Source organism: Paraburkholderia sp. GAS33, from assembly GCF_050436645.1.
Classification (GTDB): domain Bacteria; phylum Pseudomonadota; class Gammaproteobacteria; order Burkholderiales; family Burkholderiaceae; genus Paraburkholderia; species Paraburkholderia phenazinium_B.
Window position 1 is genome coordinate 918,773 of sequence record NZ_JBNDMP010000001.1, and the last position, 26,062, is coordinate 944,834.

The window sequence follows — 26,062 nt, forward strand, 5'->3', positions numbered from 1 at the left end:
CGATAGATCATTACTTTGCGTGTCGTAGGGAACAGTCGCTTTTGCAGCGGGCAGCGGGCAGCAGGCAGCAGGCGGCCAGTTTCGGACGTTCGACATCAACGTGCGGATCGTCAACAACGCGTGAATCCAAGACTGCAGCGGAACAGTCGCAACCCATCGGTGCAGCGCGCAACTGTTTCATCGGACGCGTTGACGTCGAAAAACGTTGGCCGACACTTAGGCTAGATGCACCGCGTCCAGCGGCGTTCATCTAGCGTACAGATTTCTGGGCTATATTGGCTGTTTAGGCTTGGCAACAAGGCTCGCAGCAGAATGAATATTTTCGGTGTTATAGAAAAATGGGATCTTGATCGTCCCAACCTTGATTTCAACAAATTCAGTCGGAAAGCCACGGGGCAAATGGCCGATGACATCCAAAATTGTTATTTGAAAGCCTTGCCGCCATCGGTAGGACGCTTCAACCAGAGTCTTTTCACGGCGACAGAGATTGTGGAAAGCAGGAAGCGCGCGGAAGAGCTTGCGTTACCTCTGTTGTTCTCGAAGCAGGTCATGCTGCCGGACCCACTCTACAGTCTGTTGGCACCGCGCGCTTCGGCACTCTGGAAGCGCTTGCCAGAAAGTGGTAACAAGAGCTATTCCAAAGTCCCCCCAATATTCTCGCCGTGGAAGAACTATTGGTCCACTGACATACCCGAACGCTTCGCGTTCCTCAACTCGACTCTGCCGCCGCTGGTCGCGCAACTGATTAAGCTTAGGCCTTTGATCGACGCTGGACACATCGTTCTTCAACCTTGGGAGGTAGCGGTGGAGCCCGAAGTCGAACTACTCAGGAAGTCGGTCGTTGATCTGCAGAAGAAGCCGGACGTGATCAAGGAAATTACGCAACGGTTTGAACAGGCCAAATATTCAGCTGGCGTGCGCCTTGGCCCGATCGGTCTTGAAGTCGCTGAGGACTCGCCATCGCAAGGGCTGCTGAAGGGCGATCCGATGTGGTTCGGAGACAAGGCAGAAATCCTAGTGATGGGACTCATACATTCCATCGTCGCCAGCAAATATTCATCAAGTTTTTTGGATACGTTACCTGGCGACCGGCTCGTTTACGACTATGTACGAACGGGTGGAATCCTTAAACCGAAAACTGATCAGATCGTCAGTTCCATACAGGTGCCGAACTTGTCTGAAGCGCTTTGGGACGACATTGTCGCAATCAAAAACGATTCTGAGTTACTGAACCAACTCAAGAATACGATTGCCGAGGTCGCCTACTGTAATGACGACGACCAGAAGGTGCTCATCAAGGAGGAAATCGCGAGCATCGCGTCAAAGCTGAAGACTGAAACGTCTCTGAAAAAGTACGCCAAGTTTTCCGTTTCGGACTTCGGTGTCGGGCTGATTACCGGCACCGTATCGAATGCGATGACCGGCTCTACCACTGCGATTGCAGCGACAGCTGCTGCTGTCAGCACAGGCATGTCGTTCGGGTACAAGCTCGTTTCCGAATATTTCGGAGCAGAGAACAAGAGTTTGCGACGGCGCCGGGATGTGATCGTCCGCATCAACCATAAGCTGTAATTCCCGGTCGCGCGCCACGCTCGGCCGCCGGCGCACTTTAGCGGCTGGCATCATAACGCTGTTCGAGCGAGAGTAATTCGCAACTCAGGCAGGGCGAGGCGACGAAACTGGACGTTCAAAGGAATTGTTCCGCAAATGCGTAAACGCCCGATTGCCCTTGTTCTTGGAGCTTGCCTGGCGTGCCTCAGCAGTTACTCCTACGCAGTTGACGCGCAAACACCATGCGCGCACTTCGAAAAACAATTGTCCCGGTTGCAACAGCAGCATCCACATGTTGATATCTCGAACTTAGGCTCGAGAGAATTATGTTTCGACAACTGCACAGGAGACCAGACCCGGGCTGCTCGGTTCTGGGAACAAGCCGCACCCGCTTCGGCCGACGCCATCCGAACTGAGCTGATTCAATACGCCGATACGACTGGTCATGCGACAGAAATAGCGATACCCGGTCGATCCCAGCCTATCGTCAGAATCTCCCGGCGTGTGGGAACGGCCTATTGCGTACGCGATACCTATCTCACCCGCGCTGCCGATGGCTACCGCTTGATAAGCAACTCGATTCTCGATGATTTCTCTCAAGAAGCCGGGTACTGCGGCAGATCGTTCGTCTACTTCGAAACGTGGCGAAGCCGCTCTTACGCCGTTCTCTGGGACGAGGGAGAAACCAACACGGAGATAGTTGCTTACCGCGTGACGCCGTCACTCGATATGGAGAAAGTTTGTTCTGTTCAAAGAACGAGCAGAACAGCGGCCAATAACTAGCCGCAGGGACAATAGCGGTGGCCCGCCTGGAGGATTACGAGGCGGACGAAGGGCCGCTGTCAAGAACATTGAAGGACCGCTCAGGGTCGAAGAACGAAACCGCTCGCGCGGTAGGGGGCTCCGGCCAGGCGTGAGGGGTTCAGGGAAGTCTGCTGCGCAGTTCCGTATGTTGGAGGTCGAGGCAATCCGCCTCGTTCCTCAAACGGAGCTGCATCATGACCTCCAATCAACCGGGCGTCAGCCCTCTGCGTCAGCGTATGACGGACGACATGCGCATGCGCCAGCTTTCCCCCAAGACTCAGGCAGGCTACCTGCGCATTGTGCGTGAATTCGCCCGATATCTTAAACGCTCACCCGACACGGCGACTGTCGAAGACCTGCGAAACTACCAGCTGTATCTGGTCGATCGCGGAACGTCGCCCGTCTCCCTCAATGCCGCAATCACCGGGCTGAAGTTCTTCTTCGAGATCACGCTGCGGGAGCCGGAATTAATGGCCCGGATGCAGCCGGTGCGCGTGCCGCGCGTACTGCCAGTTGTGCTCAGCCCCGACGAGGTCCGGCGACTGATTGCGGCAACAGGGAATCTGAAGCATCAGACGGCGTTGTCACTCGCCTACGGCACGGGCCTGCGTGCCAGCGAAGTGGTCGCACTCAAGGTGGGCGACATCGATAGCCAACGCATGACGCTTCGGGTCGAACAGGGCAAGGGTCGCAAGGATCGCTATGCCATGCTCTCGCCGGTGCTGCTCGAGCGCCTGCGGGTCTGGTGGCGCGTGGCCCGCGCCCAGGGCAAGATGCCCGATGGCGGCTGGCTATTTCCAGGACTTGATCCTGTTGATCCGCTGACTCCACGGCAGCTCAATCGTGCGATTCGCGCTGCCGCTGAATCCGCACAGATCGACAAGCGCGTATCGATGCATACGCTGCGCCACAGTTTCGCCACGCACCTGCTCGAACAGAAGGTCGACATCCGGGTAATCCAGGTGCTGCTTGGCCACAAGAAACTCGAAACGACAGCGCTTTATGCCCAGGTCGCCACCGACCTGCTGCATGAAGTCGTCAGCCCACTGGAGCGCCTGCGTACCGACTAACTGGCGCACGGTCCGATCCGATGCTGGAGGTCGCGGACATCTTCCGCGCCTGCGGGGCCACGTGGCGACGCACGGTAGCACTGAGCCTCGGGCAGCTGAAGGTGATGTCGGCCATCGAACAGTGCCGCAGTGCGGCGCTGGGCGGGCATGTGCTGCGCTGTTCGGGCTGCACACGAACCGAGATCGCCTATAACTCCTGTCGAAACAGGCATTGTCCGAAGTGTCAGGCCAGCGCCGCACGCCGCTGGCTCGAAGCGCGCGAAGCTGACCTGCTGCCCGTCGAGTACTACCACGTCGTCTTCACGCTTCCTGCACCGATCAGTGCGATCGCCTGGTACAACAAGCGCGTTATCTACGGACTGCTGTTCGATATCGCCGCCGAGACGCTGCGTACCATCGCCGCAGATCCCAGGCACCTGGGCGCCAACATTGGCGCCACGCTCGTGCTGCATACCTGGGGCTCAGCGCTCACGCATCATCCGCATGTGCACGGTATTGTCCCTGGCGGTGGCCTCTCAGCAAACGGCGATCGCTGGGTCGCGTGCCGGCCCGGTTTCTTTCTGCCAGTGCGTGTGCTCTCGCGTCTGTTTCGCAGGCGCTTCCTCGAAGCACTCACTGATGCACATCAGCGCGGACGGCTCCAGTTCTTCGGCCAGTACGCGCAACTCGCCGACCGGGCGGTCTTCGCGCAGTGGCTCGCACCGCTGCGCGCCTCAGAATGGTTTGTGTACGCCAAGCGTCCGTTTGCGGGCCCTGACGCGGTGCTCGCCTATCTCTCACGCTACACGCATCGCGTCGCGATCTCTAACCAGCGTCTGCTCGCCTTCGACGGCCGCAGCGTGAGCTTCCGCTGGAAAGACTACCGGCAGAAGGGCCGTACCCGCTATAAAGCGATGACGCTCGAAGCCAGCGAATTCATGCGCCGCTTCCTGCTCCATGTGCTGCCCGCCGGCTTCCATCGAATCCGTCATTACGGGTTGCTCGCCAACCCGGTGCGCCGCACCAACCTGGCGAAGATTCGCACGTTGCTCGGCGTTGCGCCTGAACCCTGCCAGCCACCGCAGGACCCGCTGGTCGTCAATCGACCCGTCTTCATCTGTCGGCATTGCGGCGCGCCGATGCTCGTCATCGAAATTCCCACGCGCACTGTTCCGATTCGCGCACCACCAACGGCCGCCCATTCATGAACGCGTTACTCCTGTCTGCAGCTCAACCGTCGGCTTTGCGACAACGCGGCCGAATAGTGGACCGTTGCGTCCTGGACGTCTTGCACGGCTGTACAGCCAGATTCCGAACTCAAAATCGAGCATCGTATCCTCACCATTGCCTCGTCCACGTCTCTCCGCGCGCTCACATCGCACCTCGTCGACGCGCAACTCACGCTGGTCAGATTGATCAATCGCCATAGCGAAGACGCTGATCACATCGGATCACTCCGCGGTTTCCTTCCTCGAGGTTTATTCAACGCCTGCCCGCACGCGTTGTCGCTCGCTCACGGGTTCATGGTCGAGGGCAGGCGTCAAACAAACCTAAACGACAAGGGAAATTCATGCCGCAGCTGCGAAGGCGGTCGACGGAGAGTAGTTGAACGTCCGGGGGCAAGGAGGCGTCAGTCGGTGAGTCTGTCGTAGGTGCCGGTACGGCTGCCTCGCTCTATAGACGACCGGTCGAGCATCAGTAATGTGCGCGGTTCCATCGCCTGAGGCGGTCGCCAACCACCAGGACTCCGGCAACGAAAGGCTACCGCACGCTGTAGTTCGTCCGAAAGTGCGCGGTAGCAAGATCCACGATCAATTGACTACTCCCGAGAGCTTGCCGAACCGTCGACGTTGAACGGATACTGCCAGACTACCCGTCACCGGGAGCTTAGGCGACCCTCCGATCGGCGTCCGTTCCAGCTCTCGAGGGTGGGAAAGTCTCGGACGATGGAGGAACGCTACCGGGGTGTAGCTGCCTAGATCAACCCGCTGCAATTGCGGCCGGGAGCTCAAAATAGAAACGCGCGCCTCCATGCGCCGAATCGTTGTCCGCTTCGATGCGACCACCGTGAGCTTCGATGATCGAGCGGCAGATAGGCAGACCCATGCCCATGCCGTCAGGCTTCGTCGTGAAAAAACTTTCGAAGAGTCGGTTGAGGTCCTCTGAGACAATCCCCGGACCGCTGTCCTCGATGGAGCAACGCAGCGTCGTGAAATCCGGCATGAACGTGCGGATCGTGATTCTGCGATGGGGGCTGCGCGCCTGGTCCATCGCCTGCATGGCATTGACCGCAAGGTTGACGATCACCTGCTGCAATTGCACGCGATCAGCGAGCACCCGTGACGCTGCGAGAGCTCGCTCATGCGATACCGTGACGCCGCGCGTCTGTGCTTCGTGACGCAAGAACACCAATACTCCTTCGATGATTTCGTCGAGCCGAACCAGCCTGTGCTCGGGAGTTTGCCGGGTCGCCATGCCGCGAATACGGCTCACAATATCCGCTGCCCGGTGCGCGTCGGCAACCATGCTGGAGTTGGAGTTGCGCGCTTCTGCGATTTCAGGAACCGGCCGCCCGAGCCAGCGCTGCACCGCGTTGCCATTTGTTACGATGGCGGCAAGTGGCTGCTTCAATTCGTGAGCAATCGAAGCCGTCAGCTCGCCGAGCATGGATATACGCGCGGCGTGCGCAAAATCCGCCTGCAGGCGCTCCAGCATTTCTTGGGCGCGAAGGCGCTCGGTCAGGTCAACCAGACTGATCAACGCGATGCCCAGATCGTTAGTCACGCGGGGGCGCGCAACAGTGAACTGCACATCGATGATCCTTCCGTCGAGCGTTGGCATGCGCGTCGTCTCCTCGAAGTGCTCCTCGCCCCGATATCGGCTCTCTACAATCCGCCGGAAAGTTCCGGGACTAACGCGCCAGACCCATGACACATTGCCGAGTAACTCGCCGCGATCGCGCGCGCCGAACATCTTCACTGCGTAATTGTTTACCTCTTCTACAATCAGCAATTCCTGCGCGCGGCCGAGCCATTCCGGATGTGCATCGATGTAGGCCGACAGGTTCTCGACGCCTTGCGCCCGCAGTTCCATCATCATCGAAATCAGAGGCTGTGCTTCCGTCTGCCACAGGCCGACCGGCATGTTCCGAAAGAGGCTGCGGTAGCGATGCTCACTGCGTTCCAGCGCTGCGTGAGCCTGCTTGCGTACGGTGACATCCATTAGCGCACCCACCACTCGCAACGCTTCCGGTTCATCCAGCACAACGTGCGCCACGGCGTGCAGGTGTTTGACCGTCAGGTCCGGCATTAGCAACCGGTATTCGATATCAAAGCCCTGTCTCTCGTGCACGGCCCGAGCGATCGCCTTTTCGACCAGGGCGGTGTCCTCCGGATGAACCCGGGCGAGCAGCAACTCGACCGTGGGCCGGATGCCCGAATCGTATCCGAGGATTCGGAAGCTCTCCTCGGACCAGGAGATCTCCTCACTCGCGACGTGCCAGTCAAAGCTGCCCGTGTGGCTGAGCTGTTGTGCGTCCGCCAGAAGCCCCTCCGCGTGTTGGAGGTCGGCGTAGAGGCGCGCGTTCTCGAGAGAAATTGCCGCCTGTGAAGCTAGCAATCTAAGCACTGCAATTCGGGCTGGCGTGAAGACCTGAGCGGCTAGGCAGTTCTCGAGGTATAGGACACCGATGAGTGTTGTCTGCTTGATGAGAGGCAGGCACAGAACCGACTGACAACGGCGACGCCCAATGTACTCATCGCCGGAGAACGGGCTTGGGTCGGCAGCGTCGTCGAGCAGTACGCTGTCGCGGGTCCGGATGACGTAGCGCAAAACGGACTCGGGGAGGGCGCCGGGCATCAGACGAGTGCGCGGAAGGCGGACCTCGACAGCTTCCCGCACCGTGGTCGCTTCGGCCTCGATGCGCCAGCCGTCACCCCAAGGCAGAATTAGCAACCCCCTGTCGGCACCAGCATGCTCGAGAGCCAGAACCATTAGGGTGTGTAGCAGTTCATTCAGGTTTACACCACTGAATATCGCCTGCGATACCTTGACGACAGTGGTGAGATCCAGTTGCTCTGCGGAGGTCGCAACGGTGCTGTCTGGACGTGAGGATTCCCGGCGCAGTTGCGGGTTGGTCTGTTCGAGTTGACGGACCTTGCCATCCGCGCCCCAGCGGGCATAACACGACTGAGCGCTGCGCAGATAGGTTTCAGCGATCGCATCGAAGCCGCGCGCAGAGTAGAAGCGTGCGGCCAATTCATGTGCCAGGCCCTGATTCTGGATGAAGCCATGTTCTCGGGACGAACGTATGGCATCCTCATAAAAGTGCATTGCATCGAGGTCCCTGCCTTCGATGCGTGCGATCTCTGCGCATATTAACGCGTAGCGGTTACGATAGTTCTCGGGGCAGCTTTCGGCCCACCGTTCGTACTTCTTGACTGTGATCTGGAGACCAAGCGCATGGTCTTGTTGCTGTGCCGAGGAAGCGGTCGGATAGAGCGCTGCCAAAGTAAGCGCATGGAAAAAGTAATACGTCGCCTCGATTGGCATACCCATTGCGGGACCGAGCACGGCCTCTGCCCGGACAGCGCTGTCGAGCGCCTCGGCGCACCGGCCATCAAGGAAGGCGAGCACCAGCTTCATGATGTGATAGAAGACGATGCCGCAGCCGAAGCCCGCTTTGGTGATAACGTCGAAACACGCTACTTCGTCGAACGTGTCGTCGTCCAGGGTCAGCGTGGTCGTCACCCGGCCCTGAAGGCTGGCGACAAATTGCTGCTCGAGTCGCACCGTTTCGCAGACTGCTAGGTTCCGACTTTGCCGCGCGAACGCGGCGTACTTTGCCGACATTTCCTGTACATCCTGAAGCATCTCCCCCTTCTCAATCAACTGCCATAGCGTCTCGAATGCCAGATAACCGGTGAACACGAGGTCACCGACTTCGAGGCAGGCGTGGATAGCACGCTCCAGGATCGGTAGGTCAGTCGCAATGTGGCTGCGCCAGAAGTTGATATGGTCGCCGTGCAGGTGAAGCAGTTTCCCGCGCAAGCGCGAGTTGTTGAACTTCTCGTTCAGTAGCAGGGACATTTCGGAGAACTGGACTCCGCCGGTGATGTCGCCCACTAGGGAGACCAACATGACGGCATAGTTGCCGTACACATAGCTCGACTGGTCCGTATTGCCTTCTTGCAGCGAGAGGTTGACGGCCTTGAGTGTGATCAGCGGAAACAGCGCTGGCCACCCTATGTAGGCGCAGGGCATGGCTTCGACAAACAGATCGATAACTGCCCGCGTGGCCGGGTCTTGCGCCACCGGTGCATCGAGAAGTTCGGCAACTGCGCGCCCCGCAAGATTGATCGGAACGTCGCGGAACTCGGCCTCCACCGTCGCGCGAATCGCTTCGTCCGTTTCAGGAATGGTTACGCCGAAATCGCGAAGCGCATCGAGCGCAACGGCAAAGCTGTCATCATATTTTCCGGCTACCTGGTATAGCTTCATGCGTAGGGTGTAAACCTTGGCACGGTCGAGATTGGAGTAGGCTCTTCCCAGTATCCTGTCGAACAGCGCGTCCGCCGCTGCAAAATTGCCCACCAGATATTCACACTCGGAGAACGCGAGATAGAGATCGAGAGTCTCCGCATAGTGCCGTGTCCAGGCATCGGACGACAACAACCCCGCCGCTTGCGCGAGATAGTTACGCGCGGAGCCGTATGCCGTCGAACTCATGGCCCGCTTTCCCGCGCGGAGATTCAGCGTGACGACCCGCTCTCTCTCCTCTTGCATCGTAATAAGCGTCGCACCGCGATTGAGATGGTTCACTATGTCGAAGATCGTCTCTTCGATTTCTTCAGGCGCCATTCTCGACGCGAGCAAGCGGCCAATCTGAAGATGCACGGTGGCGCGCTCGCCTTCAGGTATGAGGGCATAGGCGGCCTCCTGGATTCGATCGTGGACGAATGCGTAGGCATTCTCTATCCGAAAAACGAGGCCCGCCCGAACGGCTTCCCATAATTTCCCGTGAATCGCCTCCGCGAGTTCACCGCTGACCAGTTTCAGTGTGGCGACCTCGGCGACGTTTCCCAGGCAGGCAAGCTGCCCCAGGGCAATCCGCGTTGTGTTGGCTAACCGGCTCAATTTTGCGGCCATGAGGTCAGCGACGTTTTCGGTGAATCCTTTCGCTCGGATACGTTGAAGATCCCAGACCCACGTCAGGGCATGATGGTCGAATGCGAGCAGCGCTTCCTCGGCCAGTGCCGTGAGGAACTGGATTGAGAAGAAGGGATTGCCGCCGGTCTTGTCATGTACGAGTTGCGCGAGCGGTTGGGCGCTCGCACGGCTGCAGTGAAGCGAATCGGCGACCAACTGTGCGAGATGTTCAGGCATGAGCGGTTCGAGCGACGCTTCCTGTACCTTTCCCCCGGCGTCGCGAATCAGCTTCAACGTTCGTGTGAGCGGGTGCGATGGACTGACCTCATTGTCCCGATACGCGCCGACTACAAGAAGATGCCGGACGTCTGGGTGCGTGACCAGGTGTTCGACGAGATCGAGCGTTGCCGTGTCCAGCCATTGCAGGTCGTCGACGAACAGTGCGAGCGGATGGTCTGGGCAGGCGAACACGCTGATGAATCTGCGGAATACGATCTGGAAGCGATTCTGTGCGTCCTGCGGCGGTAGCGTGGGAACGGCCGGCTGCTCGCCGATAATTAACGCCAGTTCCGGAATCAGGTTCACCATCAACTGGCCGTTCGGGCCCATCGCGTCCAACAAGGCTCGCCGCCACGACGCAACCTCGGCGTCGCTCTTACTCAGCAGATTGTGCACAAGCGACTGGAAAGCCTGTGCAAGCGTTACGTAAGGAATATCGCGCTTGTACTGATCGAACTTGCCCGCAGCAAACAGGCCTCGGGGAGGCACCAGCACCTTGTGCAGTTCATTTACGACCGAAGACTTGCCGATACCGGCATACCCGGAGATGAGCACCATTTCGGTTGTGCCGCTAGCGACCACGCGATCAAATGCGGCGACCAGTGCCTCTATCTGGGGCTCGCGTCCGTACAGCGTTTCCGGGATCATCAGTCGGTCGGATGCGTCTTGCGCCGCGAGCAGGAATGGGGCGACCCGTTGATGGGCCTGCCATGCTGCGAGACACGCGCGAAGATCCGCTTCGACGCCTGCGGCAGTCTGGTAACGACTTTCAGCGGTCTTGGCCAGGAGCTTCAGCACAATGCCCTCGACGGGCCGCGGAATTGCGCTGACGCGTTCGCTGGGCGGCGCTGGCTTTCGGGCAATGTGACAATGTATCCATTCCATCGCGTCCGTTGCGGTGAATGGAAGGGCCCCTGTAAGCATCTCGTACAACGTGACACCGAGTGAATAGAGATCGCTACGGGTGTCGATCGATCTGTTCATGCGCCCGGTCTGCTCGGGTGGCATATAGGCGAATGTGCCCGCCACAACTTCGGGGGGCGTGGGCTGCTGGCGTTCGTTGGGCAGCAGGGTCGCGATACCAAAGCCGGTCAGGCGGACGTTATCGTTACCGTCTACGAGAACATTCGCTGGCTTGATGTCTTTGTGTATCAGGCCGCGCCGATGCGCATGACCAATTGCGACCGCAAGGTTCGTGGCAAGACGTAAAAACCGCGCCATCTCAAGTGGCCGGCCAAGGTCGCGCGCCAGAGGCGTGCCGCCCCTGTCGTCTAGGACGAGCATGGGAGCCGCTTTGTGGCGATTGAGCGCCAGTGGCTGCGCCGCCCAACTGGGGTCAAGCAGCGCCGCTAGCGCATATTCGTGCTCGAGGCGGCCGATACACCGCGAGCTCGAGTTCGCCGCGACTAGCGCGAGCACGGAAACCGAACTGCCGGGCTGCCGTGCGCGATAGAGCGAAAAATCTCTGTCTTCGCGTAGCGGCTCGAATTCCCATGCAGTGATATCCATATTCAAGACCGTTTTTGCCGTGGCATAGCTCGCTCAGCGGCGATTTTGCCCGCTTTTGAGTTCGTTGGCTATTGCCTGGCCGCCGTTCGATAAGCGGGCTCGCGTAGGACGAAGTGCTGTCTTGCGAAATACCCCGATGGACTCGAAAGGCCATTCGAGCCAGCAGACAATCCTACTGACGATTCGAACTTTCGTATGAGTTGTGCAAACCGTCGCGCTATTGGCTCAACCGTTTGTAGAACTAGTTATACGCCGCTGGTTCGGATAACTTTGGATGACGCTGGCACCGTGCCTTTACCCGCCGGGATCGAGCGAGATTACCTCGACGACGCGCTACAGATGATCGAGAAAGCCACTCTTGATGAGGAGTCGGAAGATGCAGTTGAGTTCGAACTCGGCCGATGCATGGAAACAAACAATCGGCTTACTGTCGCTGATCGCCGGCGCCCCAATCTCCGACGCCAATTCACCGTCTTCCTTTGCCGCGAAACCTGGCAAGAATCGCTCCAATAAGGTGGCAAGAGGAGCGCATCGGGCGTCGGTAAAACTGCTCGACCGTCCCGACGCTTCAACCGCGACGATTGCCTGGCGGGACTCGACACATTGTTGTTACGGTGATCAGGTTTGGCGAGCGTCTCGTTCTCGCGTCAAAGGTGTTTGTGCGATGAGTGGCCGGGCGATTTTTCCCAACGACGAGGTGTTCAAGCCGCGTCGAGGCCGGGCCTCGCCTCTTAACGCACACGCTATGATTCTGGCCGTAGTGCTCGACGAGACCGGGTGAAGTCGAACCAATTCCGTTCAGAGGTTCGCATTTCAGATGAGGTCGGCTTCTCTTGCAAACATTTCCATTCGTCGCAAGATCCAGTCAAGCAGTTCTTGAGCGGCAGCGACGAGAGGCCGGCCGGACTTCACCAGCACCTTGGCCTTGATCCCACGGAAGACGGGATGATCTATACGTACGATGGCCAGATTCTCGGATACGATATCTCTACACGCGGCGAACTCGCCAATGAACGTCACGAAGTTTCCAGACGCTGCGAAACGTTTCAGACCGGTAAGAGAATTGGTAATCAAGGACGGCTGGATCTCAATGTTCTCGGTAAACGCCAGCATCTTTGTGAACTGTCCGATCCCGTACGTTGCAGGCATCAACGCAATCGGATAGGCCAGTACGTCGTCGATACTGGCGGGTGTTCCCCGCAGCGCTAGTGGATGAGTTTTCCGGACGAGCAAAACGACCGGTTGTGCGGAACTCGCGCGACACTCGACGCGCGGATGGGGCGGTGGGTTATAGGCTAGTCCTATATGCGCGCGACCTTCCGCAACTTCCTCCACGACGTCATCGACGGGAAGCATGGCAATGCTGATACGCAGCTTCGGATACTGCACACAGAACTGCGCGAGTACCTCTTCAATCAGTATGTCTACATAACCCTCACTTAGGGCCAGTTGAATACGGCCCTCCTGTAGTCCCTTTAAAGCCTGGAGCCGGTCTTCGAGCTGCTCCTGGTATGACCGGTAACCTCGCCAGAACTCCAGCAGGTGGTCGGCCGCTTCGGTTGGCTTGACGCCACGGGCTTCGCGGACGAATAGTGTCGAGCCAAGCTCGTCCTCGAGTAGCTTGATTTGCCGGGTGATCACCGAAGGAGAAGTATTGAGGCTCTCAGCTGCGCCGCGGATTGTCCCGTGTATCAGTACCGCGTGAAAGTAGCGCAAGCGCTGCTGATTGATCTCTCGCATGTCGCGTGTCTCATTGCCGGTGGGAAAGTGCGTTCAAGCCTTGACACGCTCGCGTGGCGCGAGCGCGTGTATCTGGTGGACTAGTGACCGGCTTCACGCATGATCAGATTGTTTTTGACACTGCTTACACCGGCCACGCCGGCCGCAGCGTCGTTCGCTATCTGGATCTCGTCGTTGTCTGGCACGGTACCGTCGAGCGCCACCACGCCCCCTTTCGCAAGAACGGTGATGCCCGCGGAGTCGAGATCTTTCGTGTGCGTCAATGCGCGACGGACGGTCTTTTCAAGCTGGAAGTTTCGCGCTCGCAGTGCTTTCTTTGATGGTTGGATTGCGTTGTCGGCCGACCCGGCGCTGGTCTGGGCATTCACACACGTAGTGCCGACCAGGGCAGCCGCCGCTGCTAAGGCGATTGAAATTTCTTTTATCATTGTCATCGTAAACTCCATGAGAAAATAGAATCCGCTAGATCAGCCTGATCGCAACATTGATATTGCCGCGCGTAGCCCTGGAATACGGGCAGTTCTGATGTGCTGAGTCCACCAGGACCTGAGCGATATTGCGCTCTAGGCCGGGAAGGCTGACATTCATCCGGACCTGAAGGAAGAATGCGCCGTCCGTTGTGCCCAGATCTACTTCGGCGTCGACCGCAACGTCGGCAGGCAGCGCGAGTTTCATTTTCGCGGCCGCAAGTCCCATCGCACCGATAAAGCAGGCTGACCAGCCGGCGCCGAAGAGTTGCTCTGGATTGGTACCGCTGCGCGTACTTCCGGGCAACGAGAGCGCAATGTCGAGTCGGCCGTCGGAGCTGCGTGCTGCGCCATCTCGACCACCGGTCGTATGGGTTTTGCCTGTGTACAGGATTTTCTCGAGCTGGGTCATGATGGCTTCCATGTTGAAGACGCTGTGTCCTGCGACGCAGCTTGCTAACGAGAATATGCTGAGCATCGCATCAACTGCAACATATCTTCGCGTTGAGTCGGTATACAGGCGTATAAGAAATAATTGGCATTGCGAAATAGAATGCAGATTGAGGTAGTTTTTATACGCACGTATTAGGCGCTCACGCATAAGCAGTGGCCGCAGCACCGGTATGTATCATTTAAATTCCATCCTCCTGCACGTATTCTGATCTCGTCGCCAGCGCTTAGCTGTTGGCCATCAAACCTCTACAGGAGAGATATCAATGTCGGATCAGATCGACCCTAGCCGTCGCGGCTTTCTGGGCACCGCGGCGATGGCGCTGGCTGCCGCCCAGCTTGGCATGATGGGCTCTGCACATGCACAATCCGGTGCCAGCAAGCTCGCCAACCTGTCTGTTATAAAGCCGGGAACGAACACCTCGTTCTCCTCCTTGAAGCAGGTCAATGCTGGTGTGCTGAACGTCGGCTATGCCGAGGCCGGCCCTGCCGATGGACCGGTGGTGATACTTCTGCACGGCTGGCCGTACGATATCCACAGCTATGTCGACGTGGCCCCAATGCTCTCCTCGGCCGGTTATCGGGTCATCGTTCCGTATCTACGTGGCCATGGAACGACGCGGTTCCTGTCGGACGCGACGATGCGCAACGGACAGCAAGCGGCCGTTGCCGTCGACATCATCGCGATGATGGATGCGCTCAAGATCGATAAGGCGACCGTCGCAGGGTACGACTGGGGCGCGCGGACCGCCTGCATTCTGGCGGCGCTGTGGCCGGAGCGCTGCACAGGGCTGGTCTCTGTGAGTGGTTATCTGATCACCAATCTTGAAGTCACAGCGCAACCACTGCCGCCTAAGGCCGAGTATGCGTGGTGGTATCAGTACTACTTCGCTACTGAGCACGGGGAACTGGGCTACGCAAAATACAAGGACGACTTTGCCAAACTCATTTGGCAAATCGCTTCGCCGAAATGGGCTTTCGACGACGCCACGTTTGACCGCACCGCGAGCGCTTTCGACAACCCGGACTATGTCGCGATCGTGATTCACAACTACCGCTGGCGGCAGAGCCTCGCGCGGGGCGAGGCGAAGTACGACGATTTGGAAAAGAGGCTATTTGCCGGCCCTCTTATCAGCGTACCGACGATCACCATGGAAGGCGATGTCAACGGAGCGCCGCATCCCGATCCGGCATCGTATGCGAAGAAGTTCTCGGGGAAATACTCGCACCAGCTTGTCAAGGGTGCGGGCCACAATCTTCCCCAAGAGGCACCTCAGGCCTTTGCAGAAGCCGTTATTGAGGTGGCTGGCTAGTCCCGCCATTGATCCCAATCGTTTATATCCAGCGGAGCAACTTATGAGCCACCACGACGTCTACGCCAGGCTGAAAGAACTCAATATCGAATTGCCGGTCGCGGGTGCACCCGCCGCCGCGTATGTAATGAGTGCGCAAAGCGGCAATACGGTTTATCTGTCCGGTCATCTTGCCAGGAAGGACGGCAAGGTGTGGGCGGGCAAACTGGGGGAGGCGCTGACGACCGGAGAGGGGCAGCTCGCCGCGCGTGCCGCCGCCATCGATCTGTTCGCGACATTGCACGCCCACATTGGCGATCTTAATCGGGTAACCCGGATTGTGAAGGTGCTGAGCCTTGTCAATTCCACCAACGACTTCGTTGAGCAACATCTGGTAACGAACGGCGCATCGGAGCTGATCGCCGACGTATTCGGTAAGGCCGGCAAGCACGCGCGTTCGGCATTTGGCGTTGCGCAGATACCATTGGGCGCGTGTGTCGAGATCGAGATGGTGGTCGAGGTGAAGTGATATTTCCAGCCTCCTTTGAGTAGCGCGCAATGCCAGCCGGCTGTTCTGACGGCTGGCATTGTCGACATCGAGTGTGGGAAACTTCGGACCTGCGGTGATCGTGGAGGACCGCTTCGAATGAAGCACTACCGAATTTTGACGTTACCCCGCACGCTCTTCATGCGCCTGACCCTGGTGATGATCGCAGGTGTCATAGCGGCGCAAGGCCTGGCGCTCTGGCTGACGATCGACTTGCCCGCCCTGCACGAGAGTGCGCTGGTTGGCCGGCTGCCTCTTGTTCTGTTGGCGCAACTCACGCTTCTCGCCGGATGTTGCTGGATTGCGGTCCGGGTCGCGACGCGCCCTCTGAACGAGCTGGCGAACGCAGCGAACACCCTGGGCCCCGACCTTAGCTTGCAACGCCTTCCCGAAGATGGCCCGGTTGAAATAGCCGGAGCAGCGCGAGCCTTCAATGCCATGCAGGAGCGCATCGGCGCCTGCTTGAAAGAGCGGATACAGATTCTGGCCGCCATTTCTCACGACCTGCAAACGCCGATCACCCGCATGCGCATCCGTGCAGACATGATGGACAACACGTCCGAGCGGGAGAAAATGCAGGATGACCTCAAGCAAATGGAATCTTTGGTGCGGGAGGGGGTTGTTTATGCTCGTACGTTACACGGAACCGCGGAGACGGCGATGCGCATCGACCCCGACGCGTTTCTGGAAAGTCTTGTCGGCGAGTATATCGACGCAGGTGGAGCGGTACGGCTAGTGGGGAGGATCGGAACGCCGATTCTTGCGCGGCCGCATGCGTTGCGCCGGGTGCTCGCAAACCTGGTCGACAATGCAATCAAGTTTTCGGGCTCGGCTGAGGTTAGGGTAGATTCGATGACGGGACAGCAAGTTTCCATCACAGTGCTTGATCGAGGCCCGGGAATTCCCGCTCATCAACTGGACGCGGTGTTCCAGCCTTTCTATCGCGTCGAATCGTCGCGCAATCGGCAAACAGGAGGTACCGGGTTGGGGCTAGCTATTGCGAAGCAATTGGCGGAATCCATGAACGCAAGCCTGGTGCTGCGAAATCGTGACGGTGGAGGCATTGAAGCGCGTCTCGCGCTCAAAGGCGCTGTCTGACCGCAAAGAAGGTATTGCACGCGACGACTAATGTCCGACCTTTGAACACGCTCTGCGGATTGCCAGATATGAATGGATTTCCGCCACGACCGCTGCACCGTCACCCACAGCTGCCGCAACACGCTTGGCCGACGATGAACGCACGTCGCCAATAGCAAACACGCCCGGTACTCTCGTCTGCAGAGTCGAAGGGGGGCCGTCCGCATGCACGCTTGCGTCCATGCGGGTTTTCACAAAGCCCTTCTCGTCGACTTCGACGCGACACGTACTCAGCCAACCGGTGTTGGGATCTGCTCTGGCAAACAAGAACAGATGCCGCAATTCCAATGTTTTGCGGCCGCTGGCTGTCTGGCATACGATTCTCGCCAAACCGTCCTCATTGCCCTCAACGGAGGCGACGGTCGTCATCGTATGCACCTCGACGTTGGAAAGCGATGTGACGCGTTCGACAAGGTAGCTAGACATGCTTTTATGAAGGTCGTTGCCGCGAATCAGAACATGGACGCGGCTCGCATACGACGAGAGGAACACGATCGCTTGTCCGGCCGAATTTCCACCACCCACGAGCGCAACCTCGTCCCCCGCGCAAAGTTTGGCCTCGATCGACGAAGCCCAATAATAGACGCCGCAACCGTTGATCCGATCAAGCCCTGCTATGGCAGGACGACGATATGCAGCGCCTGTCGCAATCACAACGGTATGTGACGAGACGCGCTGACCGTCGGTCAGTTCGAGTTCAAATGGTGTACGTTTGCAATCCAGAGCCTGGATACTGACGGGTATCGCAATTTTGGCCCCAAACTTTACAGCCTGGACAAACGCGCGTGCGGCCAATTCATGGCCCGTAATGCCGGCGGGAAAACCAAGGTAATTCTCGATCCGCGCACTTACCCCGGCCTGACCTCCGGGGCCGTGCTCATCGAAAACAATCACCGAAAGCCCTTCGGACGCAGCATAGACGGCAGTGGCGAGTCCCGCTGGACCGGCCCCCACGACAGCGATATCGTAGGTATGGGCAGTGCTGAATTCGGGTACGAGGCCCAGTTTCGCCGCTAACTGGCGTTCGTTGGGGCTGCGCATCACGGTACCGTCTGAGAGGATAACGATGGGCAAATCTTCTTTCCGCGTATCGAGCGCCTCGAGGAAGGCGCGGGCGTTCGGGTCACTTACTGCATCTACGACGGAGTGGGGATGATTGATTCGCCGCAAGAGCCCCTGCAGTGCGACGAGCCTCAGATTTTGCGCGGGGCCGATCAATACTGGACCACCGCCATTCTGAATCAGTCTGACACGGCGTAAGATGAACGACTGGATAATTTCCTCGCCTAGTTGGGCCTCCGCCACGAGCAACGCGCGGATGCCCTCGGGCGGAATTAAAAGCGCCTCGATGTCGGTCACCGCGTGGCCATCAGCTAAAGCAGGTGTGCCGGTCAATTGAACCGTTTCTCCCAGAAATTGTCCCTCGCTCACTTCTACCAGAAGCTGTGAGCGGCCCAGACCATCGCGCTTTGTGAGTCTGGCCGTGTCCTTGATCAGAACCCGCATTCCTGATCCGGATTGGCCAGCCCTGAACATCACGTCGCCTGCTTTCCAATACTCGGTCGTTCCGAAGCGGCGAATTTTGTCCAATTGCGCAGCGGTAAACCGTGGATACATCTGATGGCCTTCGGACTCTTGATCTTTCGACATCTAGATAACCTGATGACAAGTCGGAGAGAGCAAGCCAACCACTTTAAGGCAGAGATGGGCAAACCGATCCGCGCAAGATAAGCTGGCTTGTAATAGTGATTCGTAGGTTAAGGCGGCGCGCGCCTCGTCACAACCCCACAAGCGGCTGTTATCGTCACACTCGAGAATAACCAGGTTATATGTTCGTATGAGCGCCATTCGGGCGGAGCAGAAATCAATGCGGTGGTATGTGGCTTTTGCTACGGTGAAGCGGTCCTAGAGGGTAACGCGCCGAGCAGTTGGCCATACGATCAACAAGAATGCGGCAGCCTTTGCTGCGCACTCTACGGCAGAAAGACAGAATCCCACGACAAAGAACCGCTGCTCTGTCAGCAACCCAGAAGCGATAGAAAGTACGCTGACGCTGCAGCAAAAGGCAAAGATAGCTCTCGCCGCGCGACTGCCGTGCAAGGTCCAAATCGATAAGGCTATCCAGATCAGCTTTGCGGCAATGCACGCTGCGCTTTCGAGGCCCGTCTGGCTGCTCAGCAGTTCAACGGGCAATTCGCAGAGCGACCAGATCGCCGTGAGAAGCACGACCGATTGCGTCCATGTGCCCAACTCCGATGTGACCGCGAAAGCTGAATCGTGACCTTCGTAAATGCCGAGGCGAGGATTCCACGTAATGCGAGGAAAACGCTCCGAACGATGGTCAGTGATGCCAATGTCATCGCTGACCATCGCTGACCTCTCCGGCTCGCCCGATATAACGCTGTACGCGTCCGTTCCCTGAGGGGTCGATCTCGCAGCGCGGCCGGCGCGCGGTAACTGAAAGGGGTCACGCCAAAACATGGTGAACCTCGCCGATAAGATGCCGGGTGAGTCAACTTAGCGACACGCATCCCTGTTTCGGGGCGCGCGTCTCGCAGGCACTACTGCATGCAGATAGAACCGTAGTCCACGGTACGACGGATGATGTAGTGCCGGCGTAGTGGTTCGAGCCAAGGGTCCGTGCAGACAATCTCTAGGTAGCCGTTGGCCAGCAGTGTGATTGAAGTCGACATACGTTTCACCCTGAATCATTCGTTACTACGTTGCTCGGGTCTGTTTGAACACATCGCTAATCGGTCGTTTTGAGAGGTGTCTTATCAGACTATGTGCGTACGCTGTCATGTGGGTGCTGTGTCGTGTTCAGCATTTCGAGGGAACAACGGCTGCGTATCGCGTTGTATTGAAGGTACTTCCAAAGGCCGACATAAACAATGCTACGAGCGGATGCTGGAGCGCCATCTTGGTCTGAGCAATACATACCTTGGTGTGACCGGTCCCTATCGGCCAGGCGTGGCTAGCATGGCGCCGTGCCGGCAATCTCCGCAACGCGAGCCAAGAACCGGGCGTCGTCCAGCGGTTTCGTAAAAATTTCGATCGCACCGGCCATACTTGATCGCTCGCCCATGTTCGGGGTTGCATAGGCGGTAACAAAGATTGCCGGGACATCAGGTCTTCGCTCGACAAGCTTTTTGAGTAGCGCGAATCCGTCCATACCAGGCATCTGAACGTCGGCGATGACTAGACCGATGGCGTCCTCGTCGATCTTTGACAACAGGTCAGCACCGCAGGCATAAGTGCGTACAGTCCAGCCGCACGATCTCAGTAGACTGGCGGTCGCCAGCCGGACCGACTCATCGTCGTCGACCACAGCGATAACAGCGGGAAGCGAATGTGGTTTCATCGTGTAGGAAAGACCCACGCCGAAGAGGAATTTCGGCGACTACTTTGGCCCCGACCTAAACGTAGGTGCGCTTGGAGTCTGGAGCAATAATACGTTCGAGTTAGTTATGCAATGTGCGCTCGCGAGCGGGAGCTCGCTGAAAACTCGTTTTTCGGTGCTCATGAGACGTACGGGAATCTTCTGCAGCGGTAGTCTTGAGAGACGTGTCATGGCGACTTCGGTGGACGGTGATTGCGCAGGACAACGCGTTGAAGTTTCCTGACCAGGTCGGGCACCGACCGCGCCTCCATCTTTCTCATGGCTTGGGAGCGGTGAATCTTGACTGTTTCTTCGCTCACCCCCATGCGGCCTGCGATCTGCTTGTTCATCAAACCTTCGGCAACAAAGACGACGACCTCTCTCTCGCGAGGCGTCAGCGCGTCATATTTGCCTTGAATGTCCGCAACCATTCGCTCCTGGATTCGCAATTCGTGATCCATTGTGAGCGCAGCCGACACGGTATCTAGCATGTCCTGATCGTGAAATGGCTTGGTTAGGAAGTCGAATGCACCGGCCTTCATCGCTTTAACCGACATAGGAATGTCGCCGTGGGCTGTCAGAAAAATGATCGGGAGACGAATGCCTTCGCGAAGCGCCTCCTGTTGCAGGGTCAAGCCATTGGCACCCCGTAGGCGGATGTCCAGGATCAGGCAACTCGGCACATCTGCCATCTCAATGTTCAGAAAGCCTTCGGGAGAGCCGAATGTAAATACCTGGACCCCCTCCGAGCGCAGCAGACTCGAGAGACCGCTACAGATCGAAGGATCGTCGTCGACAACATATACAACCGCCTCAGATAGCAATATTTTGTTTGTTTTCATGTTGACCTCAACGAGTATTGGAAGCCGTAAAGACGCCTGATTGCGCGCTTTCGTCGGGGATATCCCTGATGTTCTTACCCGCTGAATTCCTCGCTGTGAAGAGTATCCCCCGCCATCCTTTATCTCAACATCTAAGAGGGGTAGAGAGGTAGTTCGTCTGGGTAGGCAGCCTACCTGTTCGTATGGTGGCGCGAAGATGAGTTGCCGTAGGGCAACCCGGCGAGAGAGTGGGAGCGGGGAGCGCCTGCAAACGTTGCTTTGTAGGCAACCATCCGTGAACTTAGTTGCTCTTGCTCTGTCTGGCCTGCTCGGAGAACATAGCCGGGCACGCCAGTCGGTGAGCATCACCACAGGTAATCCCGGTTACCGCGCGAGACTCTCGTGAGGTATTCAAACGCGATTCTCTAGACCGCTCTGACCCGTGAGAGGTGACATCGACTTCGGTCGAGATTTCCCCGCTATCAGACACGATATGTGCGCGACCTTAGTTTGCGGCGCGAAGGAGTACTGCGGATTGCTGCCACGGTTATCGATTTAAAGGAGACCGGATGGTAAGACATCGTCGTCCCCAGTACGATTGGCCAACGACGTGGCTGGCCTGGATGTTCGCGACACGATCCATGACGTTGTTGGGGAGTACATGCTGAGTACGTATTCAGAAGAAATCACGAGCTTAGCAGAGGCAAAGCTCACGCTCCTGCGCGGCAGCTCAGTACGGCTTTATCGGGCGGAAAAGTCGGGGGTGTCGGTACTCGCCGCAGTGCCTGCTTCCAGAGAGACGAGCGGTGCGTTGACCCAATTGCGATACGAATACGACATCAGAGCCGAGTTAAAGCTTGGCTTCGCGCTGCGGCCGGTTCGGTTCATTACCCACGACGATAGTCCGGCGATGCTGTTGCAAGACCCGTGCGGCGAGATGTTAAGCAATCTCCTTGATGTGACAATGCCTGTCCACCAGGTTCTGAATCTGGCTGTCGGGATCTCACTCGCACTGGCTTCAGCACATGCCCGAAATCTGGTCCACGGCGGTTTGACGCCGGGCAGCATCATGATTCACCCTGGACGTCGCCGTGCTTGGCTGACGGGATTTCGCTCGCTCACCATCGATGCGCGCAACGTATCAGCAGTGGACGGTTCCGTGTCGCACCTCGGGCCTGATCTCTTGCATTACATAGCACCGGAGGCGACGGGCCGGGTCAATCGACCGGTCGACTGCCGCACCGATCTGTACTCGCTGGGCTGCGTCCTTTATCTGCTGCTGACAGGACGGGTACCATTTCCGGGCCTGGCGCCCGCCGAAGAGATCCATGCGCATATCGCTCGATGGCCCCCAGAGCATATGGAACCGTCTGGAGCCGTTGCGCAGAGACTGGTGGCGATACTCTTCCGGCTGATGGCCAAGGAGCCCGAAGAGCGGTATCAATTGGCCGCGGACGTGGTGGCCGACCTCCTCACATGCGATGCAAAAGGAGGAAGCAACGGGTCTTCGACAAGAATACTTCACGCGAAATCGTTGCTTGGAACATCCGATGTGCTGCTAGGTCGTGACGGCGAACTCGAATCGCTTCGTAAAGCGGTGCACGAAGCTTCGATTGGCGAGTCGGCCCGAATGATTCCGCTCGAGGGGCCGGCAGGTATTGGGAAGACGGCCCTGATTCAACATCTGCGCAAGCAACTGCGCGAAGTTCCGCACGAGTTTGCAATGGGCAAGTGCGAACAAGCCGAGGGCGCCACGCCCTACGCAAGTCTGACTCGTGCGCTTCGCTACTGGCAACGAGGAATTCTCGGTTGTCCACCGCATGAATTCAAACTGATCCAGACGCGGATCAAGGATGCGCTAGCAGACGATGCATCGATTATCTCCGCGGTGTTTCCATCGTTCACGCCGCTTCTTGGTGTGTTTGAGCATTGCCGCGCAGTCTCAATTCACGCGGAGAGGCCGCGTTTTCTCAAGGCTATGGTCAAGCTGTTCGGGGCGCTTGCGACCCGCGGGCGCCCCCTGATCATGGTTCTGGACGATCTGCAGTGGGTCGACGAGGGTACACTCGAAGTGCTTGCATACGCCATGCGGCATTCGTCAAACAGATGTGTTCTATTTCTTGGCGCGATACGGTCAGGTGAAATGCAATTGGGGAACGCATGGGGACTTGCGTTTCCGAATGACGACTGTCTGCGTCGACTCTCGCTGACCTCCCTGCCGCAGGACGATGTCAAAAGGCTGCTAAAAAGCCTGCTGGCTGGCGATATTGCCGGAATTGACGATCTCGCCGCTTCTGTGCACGCGCGAACGGGAGGAAATCCGCTGTTTGTCATACAGCTATTACGCTCTCTTATCGACGAGAACGTCGTTGACTACGATGACGCTGCACGTGAATGGCGTGCGAACCTGACTGAGGTAGCGGATAAGAGAAGGTAAGCGGCCAGCAAACCCATCTTGAATCTGGCTGCGGCGCTTGGCAGTATCGTGTCCACTACACGAATAAGCGGACACGTGAACACTATAGAATCGGAATCACTCCCAGAGCGTCGTCGGCGGCAACGCTATAGCGAGGAGTTCAAGGCCCAGGTGGTAGCGGCCTGCCAGGGAATCGGCGTATCGGTTGCGGCAGTTGCACTGGAACACAGGCTCAATGCGAATCTGCTTCGGCGCTGGATCGATCAGGCAGAAGGTCGACTTCCCAGGAGGCCGTTGGGCCGCCCACCTGCCACGCCACCGTCGCTGCCAGCCTTTGTGCCAGTACCATTGGGAACACCGGATACGCACTCGTCCGAGATCCGCATTGAGGTTCGCCGTGGAGGTCAGTCGATCACGGTTAGCTGGCCGACATCAGAGGCAGCGCAATGCGCCGCCTGGCTGCGAGAGTGGCTCGCGTGATCCGCATTGATGAAGTATGGCTGGCAGTCGACCCGCTGGACATGCGTGCCGGTTTCGACACGGCTTTGGCGCGGGTGGTCAAGGTGTTCGGCGCTGCGCATCCCTACCATGCCTACCTGTTCTCCAACCGGCGAGCCAACCGCCTGAAGGTACTGGTTCACGACGGAATCGGTATCTGGCTGGCAGCGCGACGGTTGAACGAGGGACAGTTCGTCTGGCCTCACGCTGGCAGCGAACCGAAGCAACACGCACTCACGCAGGAGCAGCTCGCGGGTCTGGTAATCGGTTTGCCGTGGCAGCGCATCGGCCCGAACGGTGTGATCCGCGTCGTATAAGGCCAACAGGGACGTAAACTGTTGCGCTTCCACGGTGCCAGGGGTTCTGGCAGACTGGTTTGCATGAACCTGCCCGCCGACCTCAACGCCCTCAGCCCGGAACAGTTGCGCACGCTCGCCGCGCAGCTGATTGCCCAGGTGCAGGAGAGAGACCGGGAAATCGAAGAGAAGGCGCGGGAGGTCAAGGAGAACGAACGCGAGCTGCGTTACCGGCAGACCCGTATCGAGCAGTTGAGCCACGAGATCGCCATCCTCAGGCGCCAGCAGTTTGGCCGGCGCAGCGAACAGCTCAGCAGCGAGCAGATGAACCTGCTGGACGAAGCCGTCGACGCCGATCTGGCCGCCATCGAACTGGAGCTCGAGCAGCTTCAGCCGGAAACCCCCGCCGCCCCGTCACGCCAGCAGCCGAAGCGTGCATCGCTGCCGGCGCAACTGCCGCGCACGGAGATCCACCACGAGCCGGACAGCACCGTGTGTCAGTGTGGCTGCGAGCGCGTGCGCATCGGTGAGGACATCAGCGAGAAGCTGGACTACACGCCGGGCGTGTTCACGGTAGAGCGCCATATCCGTGGCAAGTGGGTCTGCAAGAAGTGCGAAACGCTGGTTCAGGCGCCAGTGCCCGCACACGTCATCGACAAGGGCATCCCGACCACGGGGCTGCTGGCCTCGGTGCTGGTTGCCAAGTACGCTGACCACCTTTCCCTGTATCGTCAGGAACAGATCTTTGCGCGGGCGGGTCTGGCGATACCGCGCTCGACACTGGGTGCCTGGGTCGGCGCGTGCGGCGCACAGTTGCAGCCACTGGTCGATGCCCTCCATCAGGAACTCTTGCAGCAGGGTGTGCTGCATGCGGATGAGACGCCGGTGCAGATGCTCAGTCCCGGCAAGGGGAAGACACACCGGGCGTATCTGTGGGCATACGCGCCCACGCACTTCAGTGATCTGCGCGCGGTGGTCTACGACTTCGCAGACAGCCGCGCAGGCGAGCATGCTCGCACGTTTCTCGTCAACTGGCAGGGCAAGCTGGTGTGCGACGACTATGGCGGATACAAGGCCGGATTCCAGCAGGGCATCACTGAAATCGGATGTGCTGCGCACGCACGGCGCAAGTTCTTCGACCTGCATGCTAATCACAGCAGCCACGTCGCTGGACAGGCCATGCCGTTCTTCGCTGCGCTTTACGATATCGAGCGCGACGCTGCAGTGCTGGATACCGAAGAGCGGCGCAAACTCCGGCAGAGCCGGGCCAAACCGGTGTGCGATGCACTGCACGAATGGATGACGGCGCAACGCAAGCTGGTTTCGGAAGGTTCAGCGATTGCAAAAGCGCTTGATTACAGTCTCAAGCGTTGGGAGGCGCTCACGCGTTATCTCGACGACGGGCACGTGCCTATAGACAACAACTGGGTAGAAAACCAGATACGTCCATGGGCCATCGGCAGGGCCAACTGGCTGTTCGCCGGCTCACTACGCGCAGGCCAGCGCGCTGCCGCCATCATGAGCCTCATAAGGTCGGCACAGCTTAACGGCCACGACCCGCACGCCTACCTGAAGGACATCCTCACGCGATTGCCGACCCACAAGGCCAGCGACATCTCTGCATTGCTGCCGCATCGCTGGCAACCAACCGTGACCGTCGATTAGCGTAGCTCGTCAAGG

At 58.4% G+C, this 26,062-nt stretch carries 20 protein-coding genes and 1 pseudogene; 12 read left to right on the forward strand and 9 right to left on the reverse strand.

All coding sequences use genetic code 11. The annotated features are described in order from the left end of the window. Positions 1–312 precede the first annotated feature (312 nt). The 4 genes from P3T24_RS04280 to P3T24_RS04295 all read left to right on the forward strand — a co-directional run bounded on the left by P3T24_RS04280 (position 313) and on the right by P3T24_RS04295 (position 4,612). Entirely contained in the window at positions 313–1,572 is a 1,260-nt protein-coding gene (locus P3T24_RS04280; RefSeq protein ID WP_429410801.1) for a hypothetical protein, read from the forward strand. A 135-nt stretch (positions 1,573–1,707) separates the two neighbouring features. After that, positions 1,708–2,334, forward strand: coding sequence for a hypothetical protein (locus P3T24_RS04285; RefSeq protein ID WP_429410803.1), 627 nt, complete (start codon positions 1,708–1,710; stop codon positions 2,332–2,334). A 215-nt stretch (positions 2,335–2,549) separates the two neighbouring features. Beyond that, positions 2,550–3,425, forward strand: a complete 876-nt coding sequence (locus P3T24_RS04290) for a tyrosine-type recombinase/integrase (RefSeq protein WP_429432719.1) — start codon at positions 2,550–2,552, stop codon at positions 3,423–3,425. A gap of 20 nt (positions 3,426–3,445) precedes the next feature. Then, positions 3,446–4,612, forward strand: coding sequence for an IS91 family transposase (locus P3T24_RS04295; RefSeq protein ID WP_429432721.1), 1,167 nt, complete (start codon positions 3,446–3,448; stop codon positions 4,610–4,612). A gap of 772 nt (positions 4,613–5,384) precedes the next feature. On the opposite strand, the gene P3T24_RS04300 is transcribed toward P3T24_RS04295, so the two are convergent. Continuing rightward, the gene (locus P3T24_RS04300) at positions 5,385–11,339 is read right to left on the reverse strand and encodes an AAA family ATPase (RefSeq protein ID WP_429432723.1); all 5,955 of its coding nucleotides are present in this window, start codon (positions 11,337–11,339) and stop codon (positions 5,385–5,387) included. 376 nt (positions 11,340–11,715) lie between these two features. On the opposite strand from P3T24_RS04300, the gene P3T24_RS04305 reads away from it, so the two are divergent. After that, positions 11,716–12,120: a DUF3331 domain-containing protein gene (locus P3T24_RS04305; protein ID WP_429410807.1), complete on the forward strand. Its 405-nt coding sequence runs from the start codon at positions 11,716–11,718 to the stop codon at positions 12,118–12,120. A gap of 32 nt (positions 12,121–12,152) precedes the next feature. On the opposite strand, the gene P3T24_RS04310 is transcribed toward P3T24_RS04305, so the two are convergent. From P3T24_RS04310 to P3T24_RS04320, 3 genes are all read right to left on the reverse strand, one after another. Then, on the reverse strand, positions 12,153–13,079 hold the full coding sequence (locus P3T24_RS04310; protein ID WP_074268557.1) for a LysR family transcriptional regulator: 927 nt from the start codon (positions 13,077–13,079) through the stop codon (positions 12,153–12,155). An 80-nt stretch (positions 13,080–13,159) separates the two neighbouring features. Further along, positions 13,160–13,525 carry a BON domain-containing protein gene (locus P3T24_RS04315; protein ID WP_429432725.1) on the reverse strand — a complete coding sequence of 122 codons (366 nt, stop codon included), beginning with the start codon at positions 13,523–13,525 and terminating at the stop codon, positions 13,160–13,162. 16 nt (positions 13,526–13,541) lie between these two features. Beyond that, a complete protein-coding gene (locus tag P3T24_RS04320) occupies positions 13,542–13,958 on the reverse strand; it encodes an organic hydroperoxide resistance protein (protein ID WP_429411050.1) in 417 nt (138 codons plus the stop codon). Between the two features lie 304 nt (positions 13,959–14,262). Here P3T24_RS04320 and P3T24_RS04325 point away from each other — a divergent pair, with 304 nt between their 5' ends. The 3 genes and pseudogenes from P3T24_RS04325 to P3T24_RS04335 all read left to right on the forward strand — a co-directional run. Beyond that, complete coding sequence (locus tag P3T24_RS04325) at positions 14,263–15,309, forward strand: alpha/beta fold hydrolase (RefSeq protein ID WP_074268554.1); 1,047 nt, start codon at positions 14,263–14,265, stop codon at positions 15,307–15,309. A gap of 43 nt (positions 15,310–15,352) precedes the next feature. Beyond that, positions 15,353–15,817 (forward strand): RidA family protein, encoded by a 465-nt coding sequence (locus P3T24_RS04330; protein ID WP_074268553.1) that lies wholly within the window; start codon positions 15,353–15,355, stop codon positions 15,815–15,817. Positions 15,818–16,036: 219 nt separating this feature from the next. Next, a pseudogene (locus tag P3T24_RS04335) lies at positions 16,037–16,933 on the forward strand (ATP-binding protein); the annotation flags it as partial. Positions 16,934–16,960: 27 nt separating this feature from the next. Here P3T24_RS04335 and P3T24_RS04340 read toward each other — a convergent pair. The 5 genes from P3T24_RS04340 to P3T24_RS04360 form a co-directional block, all read right to left on the reverse strand. Next, complete coding sequence (locus tag P3T24_RS04340; RefSeq protein ID WP_429432727.1) at positions 16,961–18,622, reverse strand: FAD-dependent oxidoreductase; 1,662 nt, start codon at positions 18,620–18,622, stop codon at positions 16,961–16,963. 255 nt (positions 18,623–18,877) lie between these two features. Next, the gene (locus P3T24_RS04345; RefSeq protein WP_429410815.1) at positions 18,878–19,342 is read right to left on the reverse strand and encodes a hypothetical protein; all 465 of its coding nucleotides are present in this window, start codon (positions 19,340–19,342) and stop codon (positions 18,878–18,880) included. A gap of 191 nt (positions 19,343–19,533) precedes the next feature. Beyond that, positions 19,534–19,665, reverse strand: coding sequence for a hypothetical protein (locus P3T24_RS04350; protein ID WP_302050878.1), 132 nt, complete (start codon positions 19,663–19,665; stop codon positions 19,534–19,536). 281 nt (positions 19,666–19,946) lie between these two features. Next, a complete protein-coding gene (locus tag P3T24_RS04355; RefSeq protein ID WP_074268549.1) occupies positions 19,947–20,333 on the reverse strand; it encodes a response regulator transcription factor in 387 nt (128 codons plus the stop codon). A 206-nt stretch (positions 20,334–20,539) separates the two neighbouring features. Further along, entirely contained in the window at positions 20,540–21,193 is a 654-nt protein-coding gene (locus tag P3T24_RS04360) for a response regulator transcription factor (protein ID WP_429432729.1), read from the reverse strand. 577 nt (positions 21,194–21,770) lie between these two features. Here P3T24_RS04360 and P3T24_RS04365 point away from each other — a divergent pair. The 4 genes from P3T24_RS04365 to tnpC all read left to right on the forward strand — a co-directional run bounded on the left by P3T24_RS04365 (position 21,771) and on the right by tnpC (position 26,047). After that, positions 21,771–23,609, forward strand: a complete 1,839-nt coding sequence (locus P3T24_RS04365; RefSeq protein WP_429432730.1) for an ATP-binding protein — start codon at positions 21,771–21,773, stop codon at positions 23,607–23,609. Positions 23,610–23,684: 75 nt separating this feature from the next. Continuing rightward, positions 23,685–24,068: an IS66-like element accessory protein TnpA gene (tnpA, locus tag P3T24_RS04370; RefSeq protein ID WP_429432732.1), complete on the forward strand. Its 384-nt coding sequence runs from the start codon at positions 23,685–23,687 to the stop codon at positions 24,066–24,068. Further along, positions 24,035–24,403 (forward strand): IS66 family insertion sequence element accessory protein TnpB, encoded by a 369-nt coding sequence (gene tnpB, locus P3T24_RS04375; protein ID WP_429432734.1) that lies wholly within the window; start codon positions 24,035–24,037, stop codon positions 24,401–24,403. Before tnpA ends, tnpB begins: the two co-directional genes overlap by 34 nt. 63 nt (positions 24,404–24,466) lie before the next feature. Next, a complete protein-coding gene (gene tnpC, locus P3T24_RS04380) occupies positions 24,467–26,047 on the forward strand; it encodes an IS66 family transposase (protein WP_429432736.1) in 1,581 nt (526 codons plus the stop codon). The last annotated feature ends 15 nt before the right edge of the window (positions 26,048–26,062 follow it).

What these genes read in the sequence shown, in the direction of transcription:
- P3T24_RS04280 (WP_429410801.1), top strand. Translation starts at nt 313, where the DNA reads ATGAATATTTTCGGTGTTATAGAAAAATGGGATCTTGATCGTCCCAAC.
- P3T24_RS04285 (WP_429410803.1), top strand. Translation starts at nt 1,708, where the DNA reads ATGCGTAAACGCCCGATTGCCCTTGTTCTTGGAGCTTGCCTGGCGTGC.
- P3T24_RS04290 (WP_429432719.1), top strand. Translation starts at nt 2,550, where the DNA reads ATGACCTCCAATCAACCGGGCGTCAGCCCTCTGCGTCAGCGTATGACG.
- P3T24_RS04295 (WP_429432721.1), top strand. Translation starts at nt 3,446, where the DNA reads ATGCTGGAGGTCGCGGACATCTTCCGCGCCTGCGGGGCCACGTGGCGA.
- P3T24_RS04300 (WP_429432723.1), bottom strand. Translation starts at nt 11,339, where the DNA reads ATGGATATCACTGCATGGGAATTCGAGCCGCTACGCGAAGACAGAGAT.
- P3T24_RS04305 (WP_429410807.1), top strand. Translation starts at nt 11,716, where the DNA reads ATGCAGTTGAGTTCGAACTCGGCCGATGCATGGAAACAAACAATCGGC.
- P3T24_RS04310 (WP_074268557.1), bottom strand. Translation starts at nt 13,079, where the DNA reads ATGCGAGAGATCAATCAGCAGCGCTTGCGCTACTTTCACGCGGTACTG.
- P3T24_RS04315 (WP_429432725.1), bottom strand. Translation starts at nt 13,525, where the DNA reads ATGGAGTTTACGATGACAATGATAAAAGAAATTTCAATCGCCTTAGCA.
- P3T24_RS04320 (WP_429411050.1), bottom strand. Translation starts at nt 13,958, where the DNA reads ATGACCCAGCTCGAGAAAATCCTGTACACAGGCAAAACCCATACGACC.
- P3T24_RS04325 (WP_074268554.1), top strand. Translation starts at nt 14,263, where the DNA reads ATGTCGGATCAGATCGACCCTAGCCGTCGCGGCTTTCTGGGCACCGCG.
- P3T24_RS04330 (WP_074268553.1), top strand. Translation starts at nt 15,353, where the DNA reads ATGAGCCACCACGACGTCTACGCCAGGCTGAAAGAACTCAATATCGAA.
- P3T24_RS04340 (WP_429432727.1), bottom strand. Translation starts at nt 18,622, where the DNA reads ATGTCGAAAGATCAAGAGTCCGAAGGCCATCAGATGTATCCACGGTTT.
- P3T24_RS04345 (WP_429410815.1), bottom strand. Translation starts at nt 19,342, where the DNA reads ATGGTCAGCGATGACATTGGCATCACTGACCATCGTTCGGAGCGTTTT.
- P3T24_RS04350 (WP_302050878.1), bottom strand. Translation starts at nt 19,665, where the DNA reads ATGTCGACTTCAATCACACTGCTGGCCAACGGCTACCTAGAGATTGTC.
- P3T24_RS04355 (WP_074268549.1), bottom strand. Translation starts at nt 20,333, where the DNA reads ATGAAACCACATTCGCTTCCCGCTGTTATCGCTGTGGTCGACGACGAT.
- P3T24_RS04360 (WP_429432729.1), bottom strand. Translation starts at nt 21,193, where the DNA reads ATGAAAACAAACAAAATATTGCTATCTGAGGCGGTTGTATATGTTGTC.
- tnpB (WP_429432734.1), top strand. Translation starts at nt 24,035, where the DNA reads ATGCGCCGCCTGGCTGCGAGAGTGGCTCGCGTGATCCGCATTGATGAA.
- tnpC (WP_429432736.1), top strand. Translation starts at nt 24,467, where the DNA reads ATGAACCTGCCCGCCGACCTCAACGCCCTCAGCCCGGAACAGTTGCGC.